Here is a 20,456-nt window from a genome sequence, read left to right as displayed (position 1 = left end):
TTCTGATGCTTTAGAAAATAAACGCACAAGCATCCCTCCCGAATTATACGCTTCTTTCCCGCATGATAAAGATAAAAAAGACCGCAAAATTTGCGTAGGAACGCAACTCTGCAGTCTTTCTTCTTATTGATTGCTTTTATTCTCTGCACGTAGGCGTCCGATAAAGCTTTTTATGTGTTCGAAGGCTTCTTTCAGCTCTTCGATTGAATAAGCGTAGGAAATACGGATGAATCCCTCTCCGCTCTCTCCGAAGGCTGTGCCTGGCACAACAGCCACTTTCTCCTCCTGAACCAACCGGGTGGCGAATTCTTCCGAAGTCAAGCCGAATTCGGTTATGTTCGGGAAGATATAAAAGGCGCCATAAGGTACAAAACAAGGCAATTCCAAATCTTTTAGGACTTTCATTAGATAACGGCGACGTTGATTGTAACTTTCACGCATCTCGGCTACATTGTCATCACAATTCCGCAACGCAACAATGCCGGCGTACTGACTTGTCGTCGGTGCGGCCATGATGGCGAATTGATGGATTTTGATCATCTGTTCCATAATGATCGGCGGAGCAGTTGCGTAGCCCAGACGCCAACCGGTCATCGCGTATCCTTTCGAGAAGCCATTGATGTACACGGTCCGTTCCTTCATTCCCGGCAAAGCGGCAATGCTGAAGTGATTTCCATTGTAGGAAAGTTCACTATAGATCTCATCAGTGATGACGAATAGATCGTTTGCGATGATGACTTCAGCGATCGCTTCCAGGTCCTCTTTGGACATAACGGCCCCAGTCGGATTGTTGGGATAAGAAAGAATCAGTACTTTTGTTTTGGGAGTGATCGCTGCTTCCAGCTCTTCTTTCGTCAAACGGAATTGGTTCTTCTCCTGCAACGGGATAGCTACGGGAACCCCGTCAGCCAATACGATGCATGGAAGATAGGAAACATAGCATGGCTCCGCGTAGACGACCTCATCGCCCGGATCCAGCATGGCCCGCAGCGCCAAATCAATGGCTTCACTTCCGCCCACCGTAACGACAGTTTCATCCTCGGGGGAATAGTGCAGATTGTAGCGACGTTCCAAATATAAGCAGATTTCCTGGCGCAGTTCGGCCAAACCGGCATTAGCAGTGTAGAACGTACGTCCTTTTTGGAGGGTATACATGCCTTCGTCACGCACAATCCAAGGGGTGTCAAAGTCGGGCTCGCCTACCCCCAACGAAATCACTCCGGGTATCTCATTCGCAATATCAAAAAATCTCCGGATGCCGGAAGGTTTGATTTCGCGCACCTTAGCATTTATCGGATTTCTCATGGAGTCAGCACCATCCGTTTGTCGTCACCCTCATCCACGAACAACGTGCCGTGGTCTTTATAACGTTTCAATACGAAATGAGTAGTGGTTGATTGTACTTCATCGATCACAGAAAGGCGTTTCGCAACAAACAAAGCAATTTCCTTCATCGGAGCTTTCTTCAGTTGCACCATGAAATCAAAACCGCCGGACATCAGGAAAACAGTTTCCACTTCCGGGAATTGGTATACTTTTTCCGCGATACGGTCGAATCCGGACCCTCTTTGCGGATTTACGCGCAGCTCGATGATGGCAGAAACTTCGTCATCGCCGGTCTTGTCCCAATTGATCAAGGTATGGTAGCCGCAGATGATTTTGTCCGCTTCCAGTTCTTTCACCGCAATCGCCACTGCTTCTGTGGCCACGCCTAACATCACCGCAACTTCTTCATCAGTCAGTTTGTTGTTCTTTTCGATAATCTTCAGGATTTTTTCCTTCAATTCGTTTTTCATCGTTTTGCCTCCTCTGGCTATACGCATTCGGGCCATTCTCAGGCTCTAATATTCATTTATTTTATAAATGAAATTTCTTTCATTTTATCACCACTAACAGGCACTTGCAAATATGTTTTCGGGAATGACGGCTGGCAAGATGGCGCATCAACACTGGATAAACCACAAAAAAACTCCACAGGATCGCGGAGCGCGGACTTGTGAAGTTTTTTCTTATCGATTAATAACGCGTATCCAGGAATCCGCAGAATGCATCTACTGGAGAAACGCCAGTGAATTCGGAACGGCCTACCATTTTGTTGACAAGGGCTTGCAAAGTGAAGTCCTTGCTATCGTATGTATTGATGTACGTTTGTACTTGCGGCACGTCAGCCAAGTGGTTCGGTGCCTGTACAGAAATAAAGATTGTTGGAATTTCATGGACATAGAAAGGAATGTCCGGTGTCCCTTTTGAAGCTGGCCATTGGATGCGTTGATCCGTATTCGGTTGTACCGAAGCTACGTTGATGATCAGGTCGTAGGCTGCGATCAATTCTTTGATCGGACGTTTTTGAGCGTATACGTTCGCAACGGCAGCGCCTCTTTCTTCTTCCGGCAATTTGTTGATCCGCTCTTCCGTGGATTCCCATATGGAAACTTCAAAACCTTCAGCTTCCAGGATCCCTTTCAACGTATCGACAGGGCGAACCGCTTCGCCGCCGATCATTGCGCCGAAGCCGCCTTTGTGGCCTTCAACGTTGACCAATAGGACACGTTTTGTCTTTTCTGGTGAAATCGGGAAGATATTTTGGTTGTTTTTGACCAAAGTGATTGCCTTGTCGGCAACCTCAACTGCGATTGCTTTGTTTTCCGGCAAGCCGATTTTAGCCATCGCTTCTTCTTTGGATGGCAAGATTTCTGTTTTCGCTTTTTTGTGCAGGCCTAAAGCAGCTTTTGTACCCAAGATACGCATCAGAGCTTCTTCCAAACGCTCATCCGTGATGACGCCGTTGTTGTAGCCATCCAACATCCATTGGAAATCTTCGTCCGGATCGTTGAAGAACAAGAACAAGTCAGAACCTGCAGCGATAGCTGTCGGCAGCATATCTTGACGTTTCATAGCAGAAGTCATCGCAACCATGTGGCTAGCGTCTGTTACTACTAAACCATTGAAGCCCATCTTGTCGCGCAACAGATCAGTCAGGATGTATTTGTTCAAAGTAGCCGGCATAATCTGTTCCTGAACGGTAGCAGCCGGGTTGAAGTGTTTCACGTATTCAGGCAAGGAGATGTGTCCTGCCATGATGGACGGCAAGCCAGCATCGAACAAAGTGCCGTACACTTTACCGAAAGTAGCGTCCCATTCTTCTGTCGAAAATGGGTTTACACTGAAAGATAAATGTTGGTCGCGCTCATCGATTCCGTCACCAGGGAAATGTTTTGCCGCTGGCGCGATGCCGCTTTCCTGGATTCCCTTCATGTATGCCAACGATAATGCAATAGTCTTATCCACATCGCCGCTCCATGTACGGGTTGCGATGATTGGGTTACGCCAGTTGCGGTTGATGTCCACGATAGGGGCGAAACTCCAGTTGCAGCCGATAGCAGCAGCTTCCACACCGGAAACGCGGCCCATTTCGTATGCGTACTTCGTATCGTTTGTAGCAGCAATTTTCACTTCAACGCCTACATAGGTGCCGTCTTTACAAGCGCCGTTACCGCCCGCTTCCGTGTTGGCAGCGATTAACAAAGGAATTTTGCTGTTTTCCTGCAGAATTTTATTTTGCTCATATACTTCTTCCGCCAAGCCTGGATTGTAACGGACTCCGCCGATGTGATAGTTATTCAATACGCCAGTCAAATATTCCTCCGTGCGTTCTGAACCCATATTGATGAACAGTTGACCGATTTTTTCTTCGATCGTCATGTCTGCGATTGTATCTTTGACCCACTTGATTCCCTCGGCATCCAGTTTATAAGGTTTGCTTGTTAAGTCGACTCTCATGATTTGACCCCTCTCAAAATAGTTCTGGAACAGATCGATGCTGCAGCGGGTTGGCGTCAGCACCGCCTTTCCTACAAGAACAAGTATAGGCATTTTATCTAAAAAAATGAAGGCACTTTCACCCTGTTTTCAAAAGGTTCGGATTCTGTTCAAAATTGAACCATTGGACAAAAACAGTTGATGCCAAGAACTTCCCTGCATCAAAAACCGCGCTGTGAAGCCATTTCAATCGATCGGTAAATACTTTGGAAAATCCCTACGAACAAAAAGAAAGCCTGATCTGTTTGTCATTTTTTTGTCACAGTATCCCATAAACCAGAAAAAGGAGCTCTCCATACGGAAGGCTCCACTTTCTCTTTTATTCTCAAAAAATCATTCAACAAGTTCGCCGACTATAGGCAGATCTTCAAGGACCTTTAGGCCGTGAGGCGACTGGTTGGTGATTTCTTCCGTCAGTTCATTGCCTGCAGTTAACCCCAATTTATGTTCTCCATCTTTCCATGCTTCCACGTTTGTGACGTCGTAGACTACGCCATCGACAGCAACATACGCTGGCTGGCCATCCTTGCCGTTGTATTGGCTGAGTTCTTCAAGCGTGAAGGTCCGCATTTCTTCAGCTGAACTGCTGACCGAGACGACTTCGGAACTCGTTGTTGCACTATCTTCGACAGTGGCAGGCGCACACGCGACCAATAACAAGACGACTATGCTTGCTTGCAGCATCATGCTCAATTTTATTTTCGACATCTTCGGTTCCTCCTTAATCATAAACCAAATGTTTCATAATGGATGCGGTCTTTGGAAACTCCTTTTTTAAGCAAAACTGCTTCGACTGCATTCATGAATGGCGGCGGACCGCACAAAAGATATTCTGCAGCCTCAAATCGTATTTCTTGATCCTTGAGAATCTTATCAATTTTCCCTTCATCGAGAAAGCCGCTCTCATTAGCAAAGAATGGCACCAAACGGAAATCAGGGAGGGTGTTCTTCAATGCTTGCAGCTTATCGGTAAACCCGTATTCATCCTGATTTTTCAGGCTCCAGATCAATACTGTTCTGTTCGGAAATTGTAGGCGCGCACTGTTTTCCAATATACCAAGCATCGGTGTGATCCCGATGCCTCCTGCAAACATGACCATGCTCACCGTTTTATCGTGCATACCTTCCTGAACATGCCACATACCGCCATGAGGGCCTTCAAGCGACGCTTTGACTCCCGGCTGCAGCGTTTGGAACCGATGGGTGTAATCCCCTGAATCCTTGATGGCCAATGCGACTTCATCCCGATCCTGAGGGGCACTGATCAGCGAGAACGGATGCTCTTCCGATGAATACTGTGCGTCATAGAGGCGCAGAAAGACAAACTGTCCGGCTTGGTACGGGAATAGTTCGCCATTGTCAGGCTTCAAATGTACTTCCAGGACATTGCCCTTTTCCGGTTTTGTGACGGTGACGGTGAACAGGTTTTTCTTGAGTCTTGCGGGTTTGAGAAATTTGTGGTTGACGTACAGGCCAAACGCCAAAGCAAAATAGCCTCCGAGAATGGCGGCGGCAAGGTAATCACCCTGCACAATCACGGTCATGGTCAAGACATGGATAGCCAAAAAAGTGGCAGCGACTATGTTGAAATTATGTACGAATTTCATTTTCTCGTAGTTGGCGATGGGATATTTTTTGAGGGTTGTTTTGGCCGTTTTGACGATTTTTTTTCGTCCGAACCAGTTCGTCATGATGAGAGCAGAAAGGACGGCGATGGTCAAAAAGAAGATGATTGCCAAGTCCCCGAAGATGGTCGAAAAGCGGTATACCCAGCCCCAGAGAAGCGTCACCCATAATTTATGCGTGACTCCGATCGACAAGGCGATGACGGCCATGATGGCATGGAATCGATTCAGCTTGTCTAAGCTGAAGTATTGTTCGATGACCCTCGGACGGGATGCGATGATGACTCCCGTCAAAAGCCAAGTATAGGAAACAATCCCCAGAAATGGCGGGCCTGCGGAAAGAAAGCTCCTGTTCCTAAGTGCGACTGCAGCGATAAGTACAGGGAGAAGGATATATGCGGCAACAATCAGTATGCGCATCAGTTTTCTGTTCATTACTGAGACCTCTTTTCTTCTGCTGGTTTCGAATGACAGATGCAAGCAACATTTTCCTTTGGGTAGGCCATGCATCTCTTGTGTCCATTTTATAACGTAATGTAAGCGGACACAAACCAGAACCCTCGACCGACAAAGCGCAAAAGAAGCAGGAAGACACTATTGCGGCCAAAAGCTATGATACAATGAAAAAAATAATCCAAAATAAGGAATGATGATATGGACCATACCAAAAAAGAAATGACATGCAACCAGACGCGTAACGTGCGCACCGCGTTCGTATCCTACAGCGAATTGAACGATAAAGATACCCTGTTCGGCGGCGAAATCATGTCGCACTTCGACTCAGCTTGCGGAAGGGCGGTGTTCAATTTCGTCAAGCGGCCTTCCTTCACCGCTACTGTCGATTTGGTCGCCTTCATCCAGCCCGTCCGGAAAAATGAGGCCATCTATGTGGAGGCGTATGTTTCCGGGAGCGGGAACACATCCGTGGAGGCCTTCGCCAAACTGACCGCCACCGACGTCCGCACCGGCGAAAGCCGCATCTGCGCCTATGCCTTCCTGACTTTCGTCATCACCGACAGCTCGGATCCGGACTTTGCGATGCCGCTGATTCTGCCTGAATCCGAAGAAGAAAAGATGATCTGTTCCGGCTACGAGGAGCGCAGGGTCAACAATCTGATCAAACGCAACCAGAATAGCTGGCTGCTTTCCGGTCTTTCCACCAAGCAAATTTGGGATCGCTGAACTATTCCACCACTGGATACCCTCAGCAAACAGATTGAATATCTGTATTATTTACCCAAAATTTGTACCGTTTTCATCCGGTAAGAAAACCAAACGTTTCCTTACCGGATAAAATTCCGGTGCAAACATCCTGACATGCCTTTTGCCGCCGATCCAAAGCACGAATAAAATGAATACCTCCCGTCCTCCCATTAGCATAATGGCGAAGGCGGGAGGTTATTCAGCATATTTCCATTCTTCACCATATCCCCTTGAATTATGCTGATCGAACCGTTAAAATGATAAAGTGGTTAAAATATATCTTTTTTTTAACCCGGATGCAATGATTTAAAATGAAACGCAAACTGTACCAATCTAAATTTTTAACTGTGTATTCTGAAAAAATGGAGGGAATTTCATGCAACAAACAGTAACGATGCCGAAAATTAACCCGAAAAGTGATGAAGTCATTTTTGGAATCTGGACGAAAAATATTGGAGATATAATCGAAGCTGGCGAAGTATTATTCGAGGTTGAAACGGATAAGGTCGTCAGCGAAGTCGAGAGTAACTTTAACGGCGTGCTTGCAGAAACTTTGGTCAAGGAAAATGATGCTGTCAAAACCGGTGAAGCTATCGCTATTATCGACATTCGCTAAACTTCAGGAGGAATGATTTTGGAAACCAAACCACAATGGTTCAAAGTGCGCTATAACCAAGAAGCTGTTGAAAAAGTAACGCAATTAATGGATGAACTCGAATTAAATACTGTGTGCAATGAAGCCAGTTGTCCGAACATGGGTGAATGCTACAGCAGCGGCACAGCAACCTTTATGATTTTGGGGCGCATATGTACGCGCAGTTGTCGTTTTTGCGACGTTACCCATGGCAGACCAAGCCCTGTCAATGCAAAAGAGCCTCAGCAACTGGCTCAAGCAGTAAAAAAAATGGGCTTGGAATATGTCGTGATCACAAGCGTCGACCGCGATGATTTACCGGATTACGGAGCTGGTCACTTTGCTGAAGTCATCGAAGAAGTCCGCAAACAGAATCCACACACAATGATCGAAGTGCTGACACCCGACTTCCAAGGAGACCGGTTGGCGATCGATAAAGTCATTGCGGCAAAACCAGATGTGTTTAACCATAATATGGAAAGCGTGCGCCGCATTTCACCAAAAATCCGTCACCGCGCCACTTATGATTGTTCGCTGGACGTACTGGAATATGTCAAAAAACAAGATTCCAGCATTTTGACGAAAACAGGCATTATGCTTGGTTTAGGAGAAACAGCCAGCGAAATCAATGAATTGATGGATGATTTACGTGCAGTCGATGTGGACTTTTTGACAATCGGCCAATACTCACAGCCTTCGCCGAAACATTATCCGTTGCATGAATATGTTTCCGTGGAAACTTTTGCTGAATACCAACGGACAGGTATGGCGAAAAAATTCAAATATGTAGCTAGTTCACCGCTTGTGCGAAGCTCTTACCGTGCCCGTGCCGCTGTCGAATCCACTCATAACCAATAAGGAGGAAAAATATTGTATACGATTTCATGTGAGGAACAGGATGCCGCTTTCTACTTTGCCTTGGAAGAATACTGTATAACAAACTTCCCGGCAGAGGCAGACACCCTTTTTTTACTGTGGCAGACGCGTCCTACCGTGATGTTGGGAAAATACCAGAATGCGTTCAAGGAAGTTGATTCAGCCTATATCGATGCTGAATCAATTGATGTTGTGCGGCGGCCTTCCGGCGGTGGTGCTATTTACACCGATGGCGGTTGCTACCAATACAGCTTCATCGTGGATGGCCAACATCAAGTCATCGATTTCGAACCTTATATGGACAGAATTATCCATACCCTGCAAACGCTTGGTATTCCAGCAGAGCGGAACAGCCGGAACGATATCGCCATCCACGGTCAAAAAATATCGGGAAATGCCCAATATATGAAGGCGGGCTTTACCGTCCATCATGGGACTCTCCTTTTCGATACGAATATCGATCATATGGCGGCTGCCTTGAAGGTTGATCCCGAAAAACTGCGCAGCAAGGGCATTGATTCGGTCCGTGAACGCACCACCCTCATCAGCGACCATGTAGGGCCTACGACTGAACGCAACTGGTTTGCTGACGCATTTCGCCGGAACCTCTTGGGCCAAGAAGCACACATCCTTGAGCTCACTCCAGAGCAATATGAAGCCGTGCAGCAGCTGGCTGAACAAAAATATCGCCGCTGGGAATGGAACTATGGCCAATCACGTGAAACCAACTTCAGCGTTACCGGCCGTTTGCCCGGAGGACGCATCGAGATTGCTCTTCAGCTAGATCATTACGTCATTCAAGACTGTCAAATTTCTGGTGATTTCTTCAGTTCGATTGATATCGATACACTCGAGTTCGCTCTGCGCGGTTCCCGTTTTGAGAAATCGGATATAGCAAACCGTTTAACGCCAATATTGTCTGAAGGGCAGTTGTACTGCATCACAACAAACGATATCGTGGAGCTGTTGTTTCCGGAAGCATAAGCTTCTTCCAGTTAGAAAAAGGACAAGGTGGACTGGTTGAACAGCATTAAGACAAATCTGAAAAAACTTAAAGACAAAGAAGAGCCGAAATGCCAACGGGCATTTCGGCTCTTCTTTTGTCCTTCTACAGTTCGTGAAATAACACTGGTAGCTGGCTACTCTTCACTATCGTTGCTCAGATCCACTTCGTTCAGCTCGTTCAATAAATCTTCCCATCTTGCATTTTCGTATTCAGCAACGAGCCCTTTTACAACGCTTAACGGCAGCCCGTTCATCGCCTGGCTGTCCTGTTCCCGGTTAGTCAGCTGTTCTTCATTTATAAATCCCAATTGGATAAGATTTTTCATCATGATCGGGGCAGCCTCTTCAATGAACTTCGCTCCGGCAGGATGACGGATGACATCCCCAACCGTGCTCAGCATGGTATATCTTGCAAAGCCCTGAATGAATTCATCTTCCATTTCAATTTCCTCGCTGAGGACAATCTCATGGGCGGATTTACCGATTTGGATCTGGAAGACACCGCCATCCACGCGCCAATTATGCGCCTCCACATCCCAGTATGAAAATGCTTTTCTGTCCAACTCAAACGTAACCCTGGCTGTCTCACCTGCAGCTAAACTGATTTTCTTGAAGGCCCGCAGTTCTCTTAGAGGACGGTGAACCCCCAACATATCCCATTCTCGGCCTACGTAAAGCTGAACCACTTCTTTGCCATCATGCTCGCCTACGTTTGTCACTTCGACGGAAACCGTCAGCTGATATTCCGCAGTGGCTTTTTTCTGGCTTACCTGCAGATTGCTGTAAGTAAAGTGTGTATAGGAAAGTCCGTAACCAAACGGGAACAGAACGTCCACGTCTTTCGTTTCATAGTAGCGGTACCCGACAAAGATTCCTTCCTGATAATCCACTTGATCTCCTTGACCCGGGAAAGACAGATAGGAAGGAGTGTCCTTCAGACGGATAGGAAATGATTCCGGCAGTCTTCCGCTTGGGTTTACATCCCCAAAAAGAATCCGTACGACTGCTCCACCAACCGCTTCGCCTGCCAAATAGGCTTCCAATACCCCTTTCACGCGTCCAAGCCAAGGCATTTCGATCGGCCCCCCATTATGGAGAATCACGATGGTATTTGGTTGCACGTCGCAAACGGCTTCAATAAGTGCATTCTGATTCGCAGGCATACCCAGATGCTTGCGGTCAAAGCCCTCTGATTCCATCTGTTCGATCAATCCTGCAAAAATAACGGCGACGTCAGCTTCAGCGGCCACCTTAACGGCTTCCGCTCTTAATGCCGGATCATCCACATCCTGCTCCGGATCAAACCCTGGCGCATAGGTTACCTTGGCTTTGTGGGCCACTTCTTCCAGAGCCGGTATGACTTTCCAACTGTTGACGCGCGAACTCCCGCTGCCTTGATAGCGTGGAATTTCTGCAAATTTTCCGATGAAAGCAATTTTTTGGGTGTCTTGTAAAGGCAGAATGTTGTCTTGGTTCTTCAACAGGACGATGGACTCTTCAGCCGCTTTTTGCGCAAGCTGATGCCCTTTTTTCAGATCAATGGTTCCTGTTGCCTGTTCTGCTTCGTGTGATTTCAGAATGAGTGTAAGGATGCGTTCGCACGCTTGGTTCAGCTTTGCTTCTTCCAAGCTTCCATCCTGTACTGCTTTCACAATGTCGTTATCCGTATCCAACGCTGCTGGCATGGTCAGGTCGCATCCGGCAGTAAGTGCAGCTATGCGGTCATGAACAGCGCCCCAGTCACTGACGACCGCACCTTCAAATCCCCATTCATCCCTTAAGATTTCGGTCAGAAAATATTCGCTCTGTGAAGCGAAAGTGCCATTCACTTTGTTATAGGCGGACATGATCGTCCAAGGCTGTGCTTCTTTTACGACCTTTTCGAATGCGCGCAGATAAATTTCACGCAGCGTCCGCTCATCAATATTTGAGGAAGAGGTATTCCGTCTGTGTTCCTGATTGTTTGCCAAAAAGTGTTTCAAACTTGTGCCGACGCCTTGATCCTGGACTCCTTTGACAAAGGCCGTTCCCAATTCAGTCGACAAGAGCGGATCTTCCGAAAAATATTCGAAGTTGCGACCGCACAGCGGGGAGCGTTTGATGTTTACGCCTGGTCCCAGGAGTACGTGCACATTTTCAGCCTTGCTTTGTTTACCCAATTCTTCGCCGATTTCATAAAGCAAATCTGTGTCAAAACTGGCGGCACTGCTGCAAGCTGTCGGGAAACATACCGCGGGATTGCTTTCGTTGATTCCCAGATGGTCTTGCGTCCCATCTTGTTTCCGCAAGCCATGCGGGCCATCCGATACCCAAATTTCGGGAATAGTAAGACGATCGACCGCTTTTGTCCGCCAATTATCTTTGCCCGAGCATAAGCCGGCTTTTTCTTCCAATGTCATTTCTTCTATCCATGCTTGTATTTTGTCTTTCATTGGTAAACGTGTCCCCTTTATGATTCTCTTGATTTCACTTTTTTGTTTTTATCACGTAGTTACTGCTTCTTCCAGTTGTTCATTTAAAGTTGCGCCCAAACGCCCCAATAACCACAAGCTGTTCTTCGGTTTTCTTTCCATCGTCTCCCTGTCCACTTCGATCAAGCCAAATTTTTGAGCGAACCCTAATTGCCATTCGAAATTATCCAGGAGGGACCAATGCAAATAACCTGTTACCGGGATTCCCGCTTCTAAGATAGCCTTCAGATCATCCATCACTACTTCGATATGTTTTTCGCGCAAGCTGTCGTCCGAACTTGAAACACCATTTTCGGTGATGAGGATTTCTTTATGCCAAGTTTCGGATACTTTTCTGCATACGTTCGCCAGAGAATGGGGATAAAATTCGTTCCCCATTTCCGTCTTGATGGCAGTATCCGGAACATCGAGAATTTCCCCTCCTTCGATTAGCTTCCTTGTATAATTCTGTACCCCGATAAAGTCATCTTCCGCCAGATATGGCAGATATTGCCCATAGTCTTCTTGCCAGAGATTGTCTGCGAGGGATGAATATTCCCCTACTGTTTGATAATCGTACAAGGAAAGCGTCAGGCCCACTTTTATGTTTGGATCAAATTTTTTGATGACGTTTCTTGCTTCTGTATGACTTTCAAAAATAACTTTTTGCCCCTCTTCGCTCCTTGGGTATAGGAAGGTAGCCATTTTATCAGGTGCGACACCAAAGATTTCACTCGCTTCGATCGCTCCCAGTTCCCGTTTGTTATGCTGGAGGTTCACACCCACTTGAACATCATTTTGTTTTTCACTCATTTTTCGTGCCTGTTTTCTGAATTCCTCAATGATCCGGTTCAATTGGACGCCCATATTCGCTTCATTGATTGTGCACACATAAGGGATGTATTCGCCCAGATGCTCCATCACGATCCCGGCATATTTCTTGAAGTAGCCGATTGTTTTTCTGTCTTCCCATCCGCCTTCCGAAATCAACCATTTTGGGGATGAAAAATGGTGCAGCGTCACAACAGGGGTAATACCGCAACTCTGACAGTATTTTAAGACATCTCTATAATGCTCAATTTCTTTTAGATCGACCGCATCTTTATTCGGCTGGATCCTTGCCCACTCGATTGAAAAGCGGAAGGCGTTCAATCCCGCTTGCTTCAGCAACGTAATATCCTCTTTGTATCGGTTATAATGGTCCACTGCATCCAAAGACGGTTCTTTATAGGTCGTATTTTCGATGTTTTCCAACACCCAAAAATCACTGTTCGTATTGTTTCCTTCGATCTGATGCGCTGCCGTAGCAGCTCCTATTAAAATTGTCATGACTTATCGTTCCTTTCCGTCTTCCTGGATCAATTCACGTCCAAGGCAACTGTCTCTTTTACTGCTGCAACTTCTGCTGCTGCGGATTCTCTTCTTTCTTCCAGTTCTTGGTTGATTTGAGGCATCAAACGATCCAATTTATAAAAGGACATCAGTAACAGGATCAACACGTTCATGATTCCCGGAACAACTGCCATAATGATGCGGATCATCAGCATAGCCGAAGCAGGTTGCACAGCCAACGCTCCACTGTAACCACCCCAACTCAACAAAACCCCGACAACCGCTGCTCCTGCTGCTCCACCGATTTTTCCGGCCAACCCTTTTACTGCGCCTATAGTACCATCCATGCGGGGCTCTCCTTTCCATTCATTGTAGGAAGCGCAGTCGATCATAAGCAGGTCAGTCAGATACGTTACAGGAAGAATTCCGACTGCCATCATAAGATTTGCGACCAAAATGACAGGGAAATTAGCCCCTGCAAAGAACATCGTAATATTACCAAGAATCGCTGCGATACTTCCAAAAACAATCATTTTACCCATAGATATTTTTTTCATCAGCTTAGGGAAAATGAACAGCAGCGGAACCACCAATACACTGACGGCAGTTGCGATACCCATCAGACTAAGATCGCCGACGATATACTTAAAGTAGTAGGTGGCGATCCCCAATCCTGTTGCAGCCGAATACAAGAAATACATTCCGGCAACCATCAGTACGTACGGATTACCCTTTAATACCCGGAATATATCTTTTACTTTTGGCGGATCTGTTGAAACTTCAACGGGATTCGTTTCCTTCACAAAGACGAAACGCATAATTCCGATGATTGCCATAGGAATAGCGAAGATCGCAAACATCGTGCTCCATCCGGCTGCAGTATCTCCCATTCGCTGTAAAAAAATCGGGAAAGAAATATTGATGACGAGGGCACCCAACATGATGACGCCACCACCGAAAGAAGCAATTTTAACCCGTTGCTCATTGCTTCCAAAAGCGCGGATCATATAAGCATTATTATTGGCACTAAGCAAAGTGATTCCGACAGCGTTTACAAGAGAATAAAAACCAAATACCCATACATATTTCAGGACATCGCTTAATCCGGTAGGTGTCGAATACATGAGCCACATGGATAGCCACACTATCAGAATCGCCAATTCATAAGGCCGCGCCTTACCCATTTTCGTATTCGTGCGGTCAACGATGTAGCCGGCAAATATATCCGTCACCCCGTCCAAGAGGCGGGTTGCCATCAACAAGGTACCTACAATCGCAGCGTTCAAATGTAAAATTTCCGTTGTGTAAAACATCAGATGAGCCATCAGAATTACGGAAGCCGCAACGGATACTCCCCGTCCTTGCCATGCCCAAAACTTTAACGCTCCGATGTTATCCGGATTCTGTACGCGTTCTTTTTTCATTATATGTTACTCCTTCTAATCAATTTTTTTATTCAAATTCTTCTGTTGTCCACTCATCTTCCCAATCAAGATACGCTTTTTCACCATCGAAACGCAACGGCAGCCACACATAATCCGCAACCGCAGTATCCGGGTTACCTAAGTTCTTTAATGCGTTTCGCACTTCCGGATCGACATCGGTCGGCATTTCGTAAAGGGCAGGAGCATAAAGCCAAGCAAACACTTTTTCTAAGTCATCATAGCGGATCGGCAGTTCGCCCACTAACCATCTGTCAGCCAGCGCTATATACAAATCCTTTTTCCCCGGCACCTTAAACACGGAAGTGATTTGGGATTGGAAAGAAGTTCTTTCATGATCATCTGTGTGCGGATTGCCTTGCACTTCATAAGGCCCATGCCATGTTTTTGCGACAGCAACTTCGGATGGATTCGGGAAGTACCCCGTCGTTCCCGATGTCACTAAATAATGGCGGCCTTTCCGATAAAAATGAGCCGTTGCCTCCCTGACGAATGGTGGCGCGATGTTCGGGAAATGCGTACTGTAATAGCCGGTTACACCGGTGTAATCATCGGTGAGGTCCGCGCAGATTGTCTCACTGTGGACTCTTTCAAAATAGTAATAAGCTTTTCCATCTGGTGCGACCACCAGATCAAAATCTCCCGCATTCATGTTCAGCGGACGGTAGCCTTCTTTCACCTTCGTATACGGTCCTAATATGTGATCCGCTGTCAGGATTGTGGCCGTCTGCGTATCGTCTTTATGCATGATTTTCAACCAGCAAACGTATTTCTTCGTCCAACGGTTATAAATGATATGCGGACGATCCATGCAGGCTTCCGGATGCAATGACGATTCCGGATTATCCGGTTCCGGCGGGATGATCAGCCCTTTGTCTTCCCAGTTGTAAAGATCAGTGGATGCGTAACAGCGGACACCCCAGTGCCAGATGCCCCCGCCCACTTGCGTTTTTTCCTTATTTTCTCCGTACCAGTAATAAGTTCCATCTACTTCGAGGATGGATCCTCCGTGTGCCTGGATTCTTTTTCCCTCTGTATCCAACCAAACTTGGCCGGGTCTAATGGATGTATATGTCATTTTTGGTCACCTTTCTTTTATTGAAATGTATAGTGATAAGTCCCGGTGCCCAATGTTTCCGGCTTCTGGTTCGGCAACTGGATTTCGGCTGATGTATTCGCCGGTATCTTCACCTCTAAGTGGTAGCCAGCTGCTGTTTTTCCCCATCGCGTCTCCACCATTCCGTACAAACTGTTGTATTGCGTATTGGCATAAGTAAATGTTCCTCCGGGCTGGGGTTCGATCCTGAAATGATTTTCGCCAGCAACTGTAATGCCGCCAACCGTGTTGAACAGCCATTCGCATACCGCACCAGGAGAATAGTGGTTGTGGCTCTCTTTCCCTTCCCAATCTTCCCAAACCGTCGTAGCTCCAGCATTCACCTCTGCGAGCCAACTGGGGGACTTTTCATTTTCCAACATTTTATAGGCAACATCCGTATGCCCGTTCTTCGACAAGACCGTCAGGAGAAACGGTGTGGAGAGAAAGCCTGTTCCGACGCGGTAATCCCGATTCTTGACCGCACTTACTAAAGCTGTCGCGATTTCTTTTCGTTTTTCATCTTCTGCTAAACCGAATGCTAAAGGCCGGACCAATACGGCTTGACGGTTGGTATCCAATGACTTGTCCTTGAGGAACAGCCATGCATAGGCTTCTTTTGCGCCTTTTGCGTATTCTCCGTATACAGCCGCATCCTCCTCTTTCCCGATTGCTGCAGCTATCTCAGCCATGCACTTCATCGTTTCGTGCAGGTAGGCGGTACATATTTCCGTGTGCAACGTCGTCGGTTGCCTTGGAGAGGTCCTGAATTCCTCGGGCTCAAGCCATTCCCCTAAATGGAAACCCTTTTCGTACGTATACTTGTCATAAGGGTTATCCTTCGCCAGTTTTTTATTTTTCATTCCTGTGTTTTTGATCATGAACTGCGCATAGCGCGCCATCTGTGGGTAGAAGGTTTCGATGATGTCCTTGTCTCCATACCATCTCCAGTAGCGGTAAGGGATCAACACGATAGCATCCGCCCAACCAACCGATCCTCCGGTATTGTTGTACACCATGTCCATTCCGACATAAGGAATCACTGCAGCATTTTTACCATTTTTGAATTGTCCATCCGCGAAGTCGCGCATCCACTTCCGATAGAAAGGAGCGATATCCATCAGAAATGCTGCGGTATGGAAGAATACTTGCCCATCACCGGTCCATCCCAAACGCTCTCTCGTAGGACAATCCGTTGGAATATCGGCAAAGTTGCCTTTCATGCTCCAGCGCGTATTCTCCAAAAATCGGTTGACCTTCTCGTTTGAGCAGGAAAATTCTCCTGTCTCTTCCATATCGGAATACACGGCGATTGCTGTGAATTGCTCGGGTTCTATGCGGATATCCGTTTCCACTTCGGCATAACGGAAGCCAAAGATGGCAAACCGGGTTTGGTAGGCATCAGCCTCGCCGCTGCAAACGTATTCAACTTCCTGTTTGGGTGTAGCGGCCATTTCCCCCGGAATCTTGCTCTCATTTCCGGTTATCAGCAGCAACTTTTTCACTGTCCCGAATTCTTTGGCGGGCTTCAGTTTTTGGAAATTCTTTTGGGTGAATTCCCCATCCTCATCCAAAATTTCACCCAAGCGCAGTTTCAGTTTTTGCCCTTTATCCCCTTTTATCCGGAATGAAATGAATCCGGCGATGTTTTGGCCGAAATCGAGCACTTTTTTCCCTGAAGGTGTCACGATCAATTTCGGCGTGAAGTGTTCCTGTTGTTTGATGTCGACATTGTTGGAAGCTGTAGGAAACAGTTCTTCTTTAACAAGCGCCGCTTTCCCTTGATAGGAAGGTGTGAAGGAGGCATCTACTACTTCCCCATCCTTCAGGTCAGCAAACCGGATGGCGCCATCATTCGACCAAGCGAAACGCTCGTCGCTGATTATTTTTTCTTTCGTTCCGTCCTCAAATTCCACTTCCAGTTGGCAAAGCAGTTTTGTCTGTTTTCCGAAAACATTCGTTGGGCCAAAGCAACCAATCGATCCACGATACCAGCCATCCGCCAATTGGATTTCCAAGGCATTTTCCGTTCCCAAAAGATCTGTGATATCATAGCTTTGATACTGGATGCGGTGACGGTAATCGGTGCAGCCGGGCGCCAATTCAAAATTGCCGACGCGCTTTCCATTTATAGCCGCCTCATACAGCCCGCAGGCGGTGATGTATAACCGGGCTTTTTTGATTTCCTTGTGCAGTCGGAAAGTCTTATTGAAGCAATCCACCGGGTATCTTTCATTCTTACGGGGGATGTAATCCCCGCTGATCCAATGTGCTTCCCAGTCGGTTTCATCCAGAAGCCCCATTTCGAACCAGGAGGTAACGGCTTCCCCTTTTCTGTCCTGTTCATCCCAAAGCGCGACGGACCAAGCTATGCGGTCACGGCTCTTCAAAGGAGGGCCTTCGTACGGGATATGCGTAATCCTGTTGGACTGTACCTTCCCAGTATCCCAAATGATTTCATTATCCTTTTTTGCGGTCAATTGGTAGGCGGTCTGCTGAATCCCGTTTTCACATTTCCAATACAAACGGGGACGGAGAATATCCATACCAATCGGTTCTTTTAAATACTCTGTCCGAAGCTCAAATGCCTTCACGCTTGTCCCTCCTCTTTTACCTGAATTTTCAGTTCAGCCGTTCCTGCGCTTACTCCTTGCACCTTAACGGTGATTTCGCCTTGCTTTCCGCTCCGCACGATTGCTTGTGCACGGCCATAATAGCTAGTGAACGCGCCCTTGTGGTATTCCTCTTTGGTCCGGGGATTTGCGCTGCCGAAAGCAAGCAGCTCCCCGCCGTCAACCGTTACCTGCAAAAGCTGATCGTCATTGCTTTCGATGATCCCGTTCTCGCCGATCAAGGACACTTCTATGTATACGACTTCATTTTGCTTGATTGTAGCGCCGTCTGTGGTCAACTGCAAACCCGTCTTGCCGCTCGCGGAGCTGAGTGCTGTCCTGCCCGTTTCATTGCCTTTTTCATCGAAGGTCACAGCAATAAGTGTACCCGCCGCATAAGTACTCTTGAAAGTCGCTTTGCAGTCTTTCAGTTTTTTCCTCTTCGTTGCTTTATCGCCCAGCAGTAATTGCACTGAATGGGCAGCTGCATACACTTCTATGATGGCATTATTTCCTTCGCAATTCTTCCAGGACCAACTGTTGAGCCCGTTCGTTCCTCGCCAAACGGATTTTGCGGGACGATTCCCTGGCTGATTGGCTGGCTGAACTGCGATATAGGGGTCATTCCGGACTCCCCAGACAACTGCTGCATATTCCGCTTCCGCGCCGATGTTGCCCAAGATATCTATGGCGCCTACATTCGCCAAGATCCAAGGATAAGGCTTGTCGAACCGTCTGCCGTCTTCCGTATACGACCAGGCACCGATGCCGGCTTCACCCAAATAGTCCCAAGCAGTCCACATGAAATCCCCGATCAGATAAGGCAATTCTTTTACCATTTTCCAGTTTTTGGCGATATCCTGTGGAAAGGTTTCTGACCCTACCAGAATTCTTTCGGGATGGATCTTCCCTTCTTTCCGGTAACGGCCGGAAGCGTAGTTGTAGCCCGCGATATCCAAACTATCGAATAACGGAGTAGTGACGGCATCCGCTTTTTTGGAGTTGGCAGCCTTGTTCATCCCCGTACCTACGACTGATGTCATAAGGTTGAACAAGGTACTGCTTACTTTCTTATTGTCTCCGCCAGCGGTTTCCTTCTCTCTTCCGCCTTCTTCTTTGTAGATACCTTTTCCTTTGCTTGCCATATTGATGACCATCAGATTCACCCCGCAAGTCACAGGACGCGTAGCATCCAGTTCCTTAATGATATCCACCATTTCCCGCGCAAGCTGGACACCTTTCTCGTCCTTCGGTTCGGAGATTTCGTTTCCGATCGAATACATGATCACGGAAGGATGATTGTAGTCCCTTTCCACCATGGCGCGGATGTCCCCCTGATAGTTATCCATGAATTGAGATGCGTAGTCATGTTTGCTCTTATGGAAGTACCACATGTCCCACGTCTCATCCATCACATACATGCCGTATTTATCGCAAGCCGTCAGGAAAGATTCGGATGCAGGATTGTGCGAAGCCCGCACAGCGTTAAAACCGGCTTCCTTCATGATCCTGACTTTACGGTCTTCACTTTCAGGAAGCGAAACGGCACCCAATAGGCCATTGTCGCTGTGGACACAGCCGCCTCTGAGCAATGTCTCTCTCCCATTGACGAAGAGACCGTTTTCATTCCATTCAATCGTGCGGATCCCAAAATCTTCCGTTACCTGGTCAACAATCTTTCCATTTCTTTTAAGCTGGACCACGCACTGGTAAAGATGAGGGCTTTCGTCACTCCATAGCTGCGCATCCGGAATATCTAAAGTGAGTTTGTCTCCTTTTCCGGAGGCCACGGTTGCATCTTCACGGCGGATTTCCACCTGCACTTCTTCCCCGGTATGTTCCGTTTCTATCCGGATGCTTGCCGGTTGATGGGATAAAGTGGTTATTTTCACCCCTTGACGCTGGATATGTGCCTTGTTCCCGATATGCAACCAGACCGGGCGATGGATGCCGCTGCCGGTGTACCAACGGCTATTCGGGTGCTGACTGTTGTCCACCACCACTTTCACATCATTGCTTTCCCCATGATGGAGGAAACCATCTGTATCAACCACAAAGGGCGTGTACCCATAGGCATTCTTGCCCGCCTCTTCCCCGTTTATGTACACCCAAGCATCTTTGTAAACCCCTTCAAATTCAAGCAGAATCTTTTTACCTTTCCAATCAACAGGAACGAAAAACTCTTTCTTGTAGGTATAGACTCCGCCTGGGAAGAATGCCCCCGCACTGCTGGATGGATTCTCAGGATGCCGTTTTTCCGCTATCATGGCATCATGGGGCAGCTTGATGATCTCCTTTACTGTACTTCCCTCTCTGAAGAACTCCCAACCTTTCATGAAATCCATTTTTTCCATTTCTACCA

The 20,456-nt window shown here is 47.2% G+C and carries 15 protein-coding genes; 4 read left to right on the top strand and 11 right to left on the bottom strand.

Features of this window, described 5'->3' with window-relative positions:
• Nucleotides 1-123: 123 nt before the first annotated feature.
• From C7R56_RS01520 to C7R56_RS01500, 5 genes are all read right to left on the bottom strand, one after another.
• Nucleotides 124-1,305, bottom strand: coding sequence for an aminotransferase class I/II-fold pyridoxal phosphate-dependent enzyme (locus C7R56_RS01520; protein ID WP_107994868.1), 1,182 nt, complete (start codon nucleotides 1,303-1,305; stop codon nucleotides 124-126).
• Nucleotides 1,302-1,796: an Lrp/AsnC family transcriptional regulator gene (locus C7R56_RS01515; RefSeq protein WP_107994867.1), complete on the bottom strand. Its 495-nt coding sequence runs from the start codon at nucleotides 1,794-1,796 to the stop codon at nucleotides 1,302-1,304. Before C7R56_RS01515 ends, C7R56_RS01520 begins: the two co-directional genes overlap by 4 nt.
• A gap of 220 nt (nucleotides 1,797-2,016) precedes the next feature.
• Nucleotides 2,017-3,780, bottom strand: a complete 1,764-nt coding sequence (locus tag C7R56_RS01510; RefSeq protein WP_107994866.1) for a glycoside hydrolase family 3 protein — start codon at nucleotides 3,778-3,780, stop codon at nucleotides 2,017-2,019.
• Nucleotides 3,781-4,152: 372 nt separating this feature from the next.
• Nucleotides 4,153-4,389, bottom strand: coding sequence for a cytochrome b5 domain-containing protein (locus tag C7R56_RS01505; protein WP_107995073.1), 237 nt, complete (start codon nucleotides 4,387-4,389; stop codon nucleotides 4,153-4,155).
• A gap of 155 nt (nucleotides 4,390-4,544) precedes the next feature.
• Nucleotides 4,545-5,879, bottom strand: a complete 1,335-nt coding sequence (locus C7R56_RS01500) for a ferredoxin reductase family protein (protein ID WP_159072123.1) — start codon at nucleotides 5,877-5,879, stop codon at nucleotides 4,545-4,547.
• Between the two features lie 219 nt (nucleotides 5,880-6,098).
• On the opposite strand from C7R56_RS01500, the gene C7R56_RS01495 reads away from it, so the two are divergent.
• From C7R56_RS01495 to C7R56_RS01480, 4 genes are all read left to right on the top strand, one after another.
• Nucleotides 6,099-6,626 carry an acyl-CoA thioesterase gene (locus C7R56_RS01495; protein WP_107994864.1) on the top strand — a complete coding sequence of 176 codons (528 nt, stop codon included), beginning with the start codon at nucleotides 6,099-6,101 and terminating at the stop codon, nucleotides 6,624-6,626.
• Nucleotides 6,627-7,023: 397 nt separating this feature from the next.
• Nucleotides 7,024-7,263: a lipoyl domain-containing protein gene (locus tag C7R56_RS01490; RefSeq protein WP_107994863.1), complete on the top strand. Its 240-nt coding sequence runs from the start codon at nucleotides 7,024-7,026 to the stop codon at nucleotides 7,261-7,263.
• An 18-nt stretch (nucleotides 7,264-7,281) separates the two neighbouring features.
• Nucleotides 7,282-8,139 carry a lipoyl synthase gene (lipA, locus tag C7R56_RS01485; protein ID WP_234402543.1) on the top strand — a complete coding sequence of 286 codons (858 nt, stop codon included), beginning with the start codon at nucleotides 7,282-7,284 and terminating at the stop codon, nucleotides 8,137-8,139.
• Between the two features lie 12 nt (nucleotides 8,140-8,151).
• Nucleotides 8,152-9,141, top strand: coding sequence for a lipoate--protein ligase (locus tag C7R56_RS01480; RefSeq protein WP_159072122.1), 990 nt, complete (start codon nucleotides 8,152-8,154; stop codon nucleotides 9,139-9,141).
• Nucleotides 9,142-9,296: 155 nt separating this feature from the next.
• Here C7R56_RS01480 and C7R56_RS01475 read toward each other — a convergent pair whose 3' ends face one another.
• The 6 genes from C7R56_RS01475 to C7R56_RS01450 are packed head-to-tail and all read right to left on the bottom strand — an operon-like array spanning nucleotide 9,297 to nucleotide 20,448.
• A complete protein-coding gene (locus tag C7R56_RS01475) occupies nucleotides 9,297-11,594 on the bottom strand; it encodes a glycoside hydrolase family 3 C-terminal domain-containing protein (protein ID WP_107994860.1) in 2,298 nt (765 codons plus the stop codon).
• A 51-nt stretch (nucleotides 11,595-11,645) separates the two neighbouring features.
• Nucleotides 11,646-12,941, bottom strand: a complete 1,296-nt coding sequence (locus C7R56_RS01470; protein WP_107994859.1) for a glycoside hydrolase family 1 protein — start codon at nucleotides 12,939-12,941, stop codon at nucleotides 11,646-11,648.
• Between the two features lie 29 nt (nucleotides 12,942-12,970).
• Entirely contained in the window at nucleotides 12,971-14,368 is a 1,398-nt protein-coding gene (locus tag C7R56_RS01465) for an MFS transporter (RefSeq protein WP_107994858.1), read from the bottom strand.
• A gap of 28 nt (nucleotides 14,369-14,396) precedes the next feature.
• Nucleotides 14,397-15,464, bottom strand: coding sequence for a family 43 glycosylhydrolase (locus tag C7R56_RS01460; RefSeq protein WP_107994857.1), 1,068 nt, complete (start codon nucleotides 15,462-15,464; stop codon nucleotides 14,397-14,399).
• Between the two features lie 17 nt (nucleotides 15,465-15,481).
• Nucleotides 15,482-18,076 (bottom strand): alpha-L-rhamnosidase, encoded by a 2,595-nt coding sequence (locus tag C7R56_RS01455; RefSeq protein ID WP_107994856.1) that lies wholly within the window; start codon nucleotides 18,074-18,076, stop codon nucleotides 15,482-15,484.
• Nucleotides 18,073-20,448: a glycoside hydrolase family 2 protein gene (locus C7R56_RS01450; RefSeq protein WP_107994855.1), complete on the bottom strand. Its 2,376-nt coding sequence runs from the start codon at nucleotides 20,446-20,448 to the stop codon at nucleotides 18,073-18,075. Before C7R56_RS01450 ends, C7R56_RS01455 begins: the two co-directional genes overlap by 4 nt.
• Nucleotides 20,449-20,456: the final 8 nt, after the last annotated feature.

Source organism: Trichococcus paludicola, from assembly GCF_003052295.1.
Taxonomy (GTDB): domain Bacteria; phylum Bacillota; class Bacilli; order Lactobacillales; family Aerococcaceae; genus Trichococcus; species Trichococcus paludicola.
The sequence above is the reverse complement of the archived record's forward strand: the minus strand, read 5'-3'. Positions and strand labels throughout refer to the sequence as shown.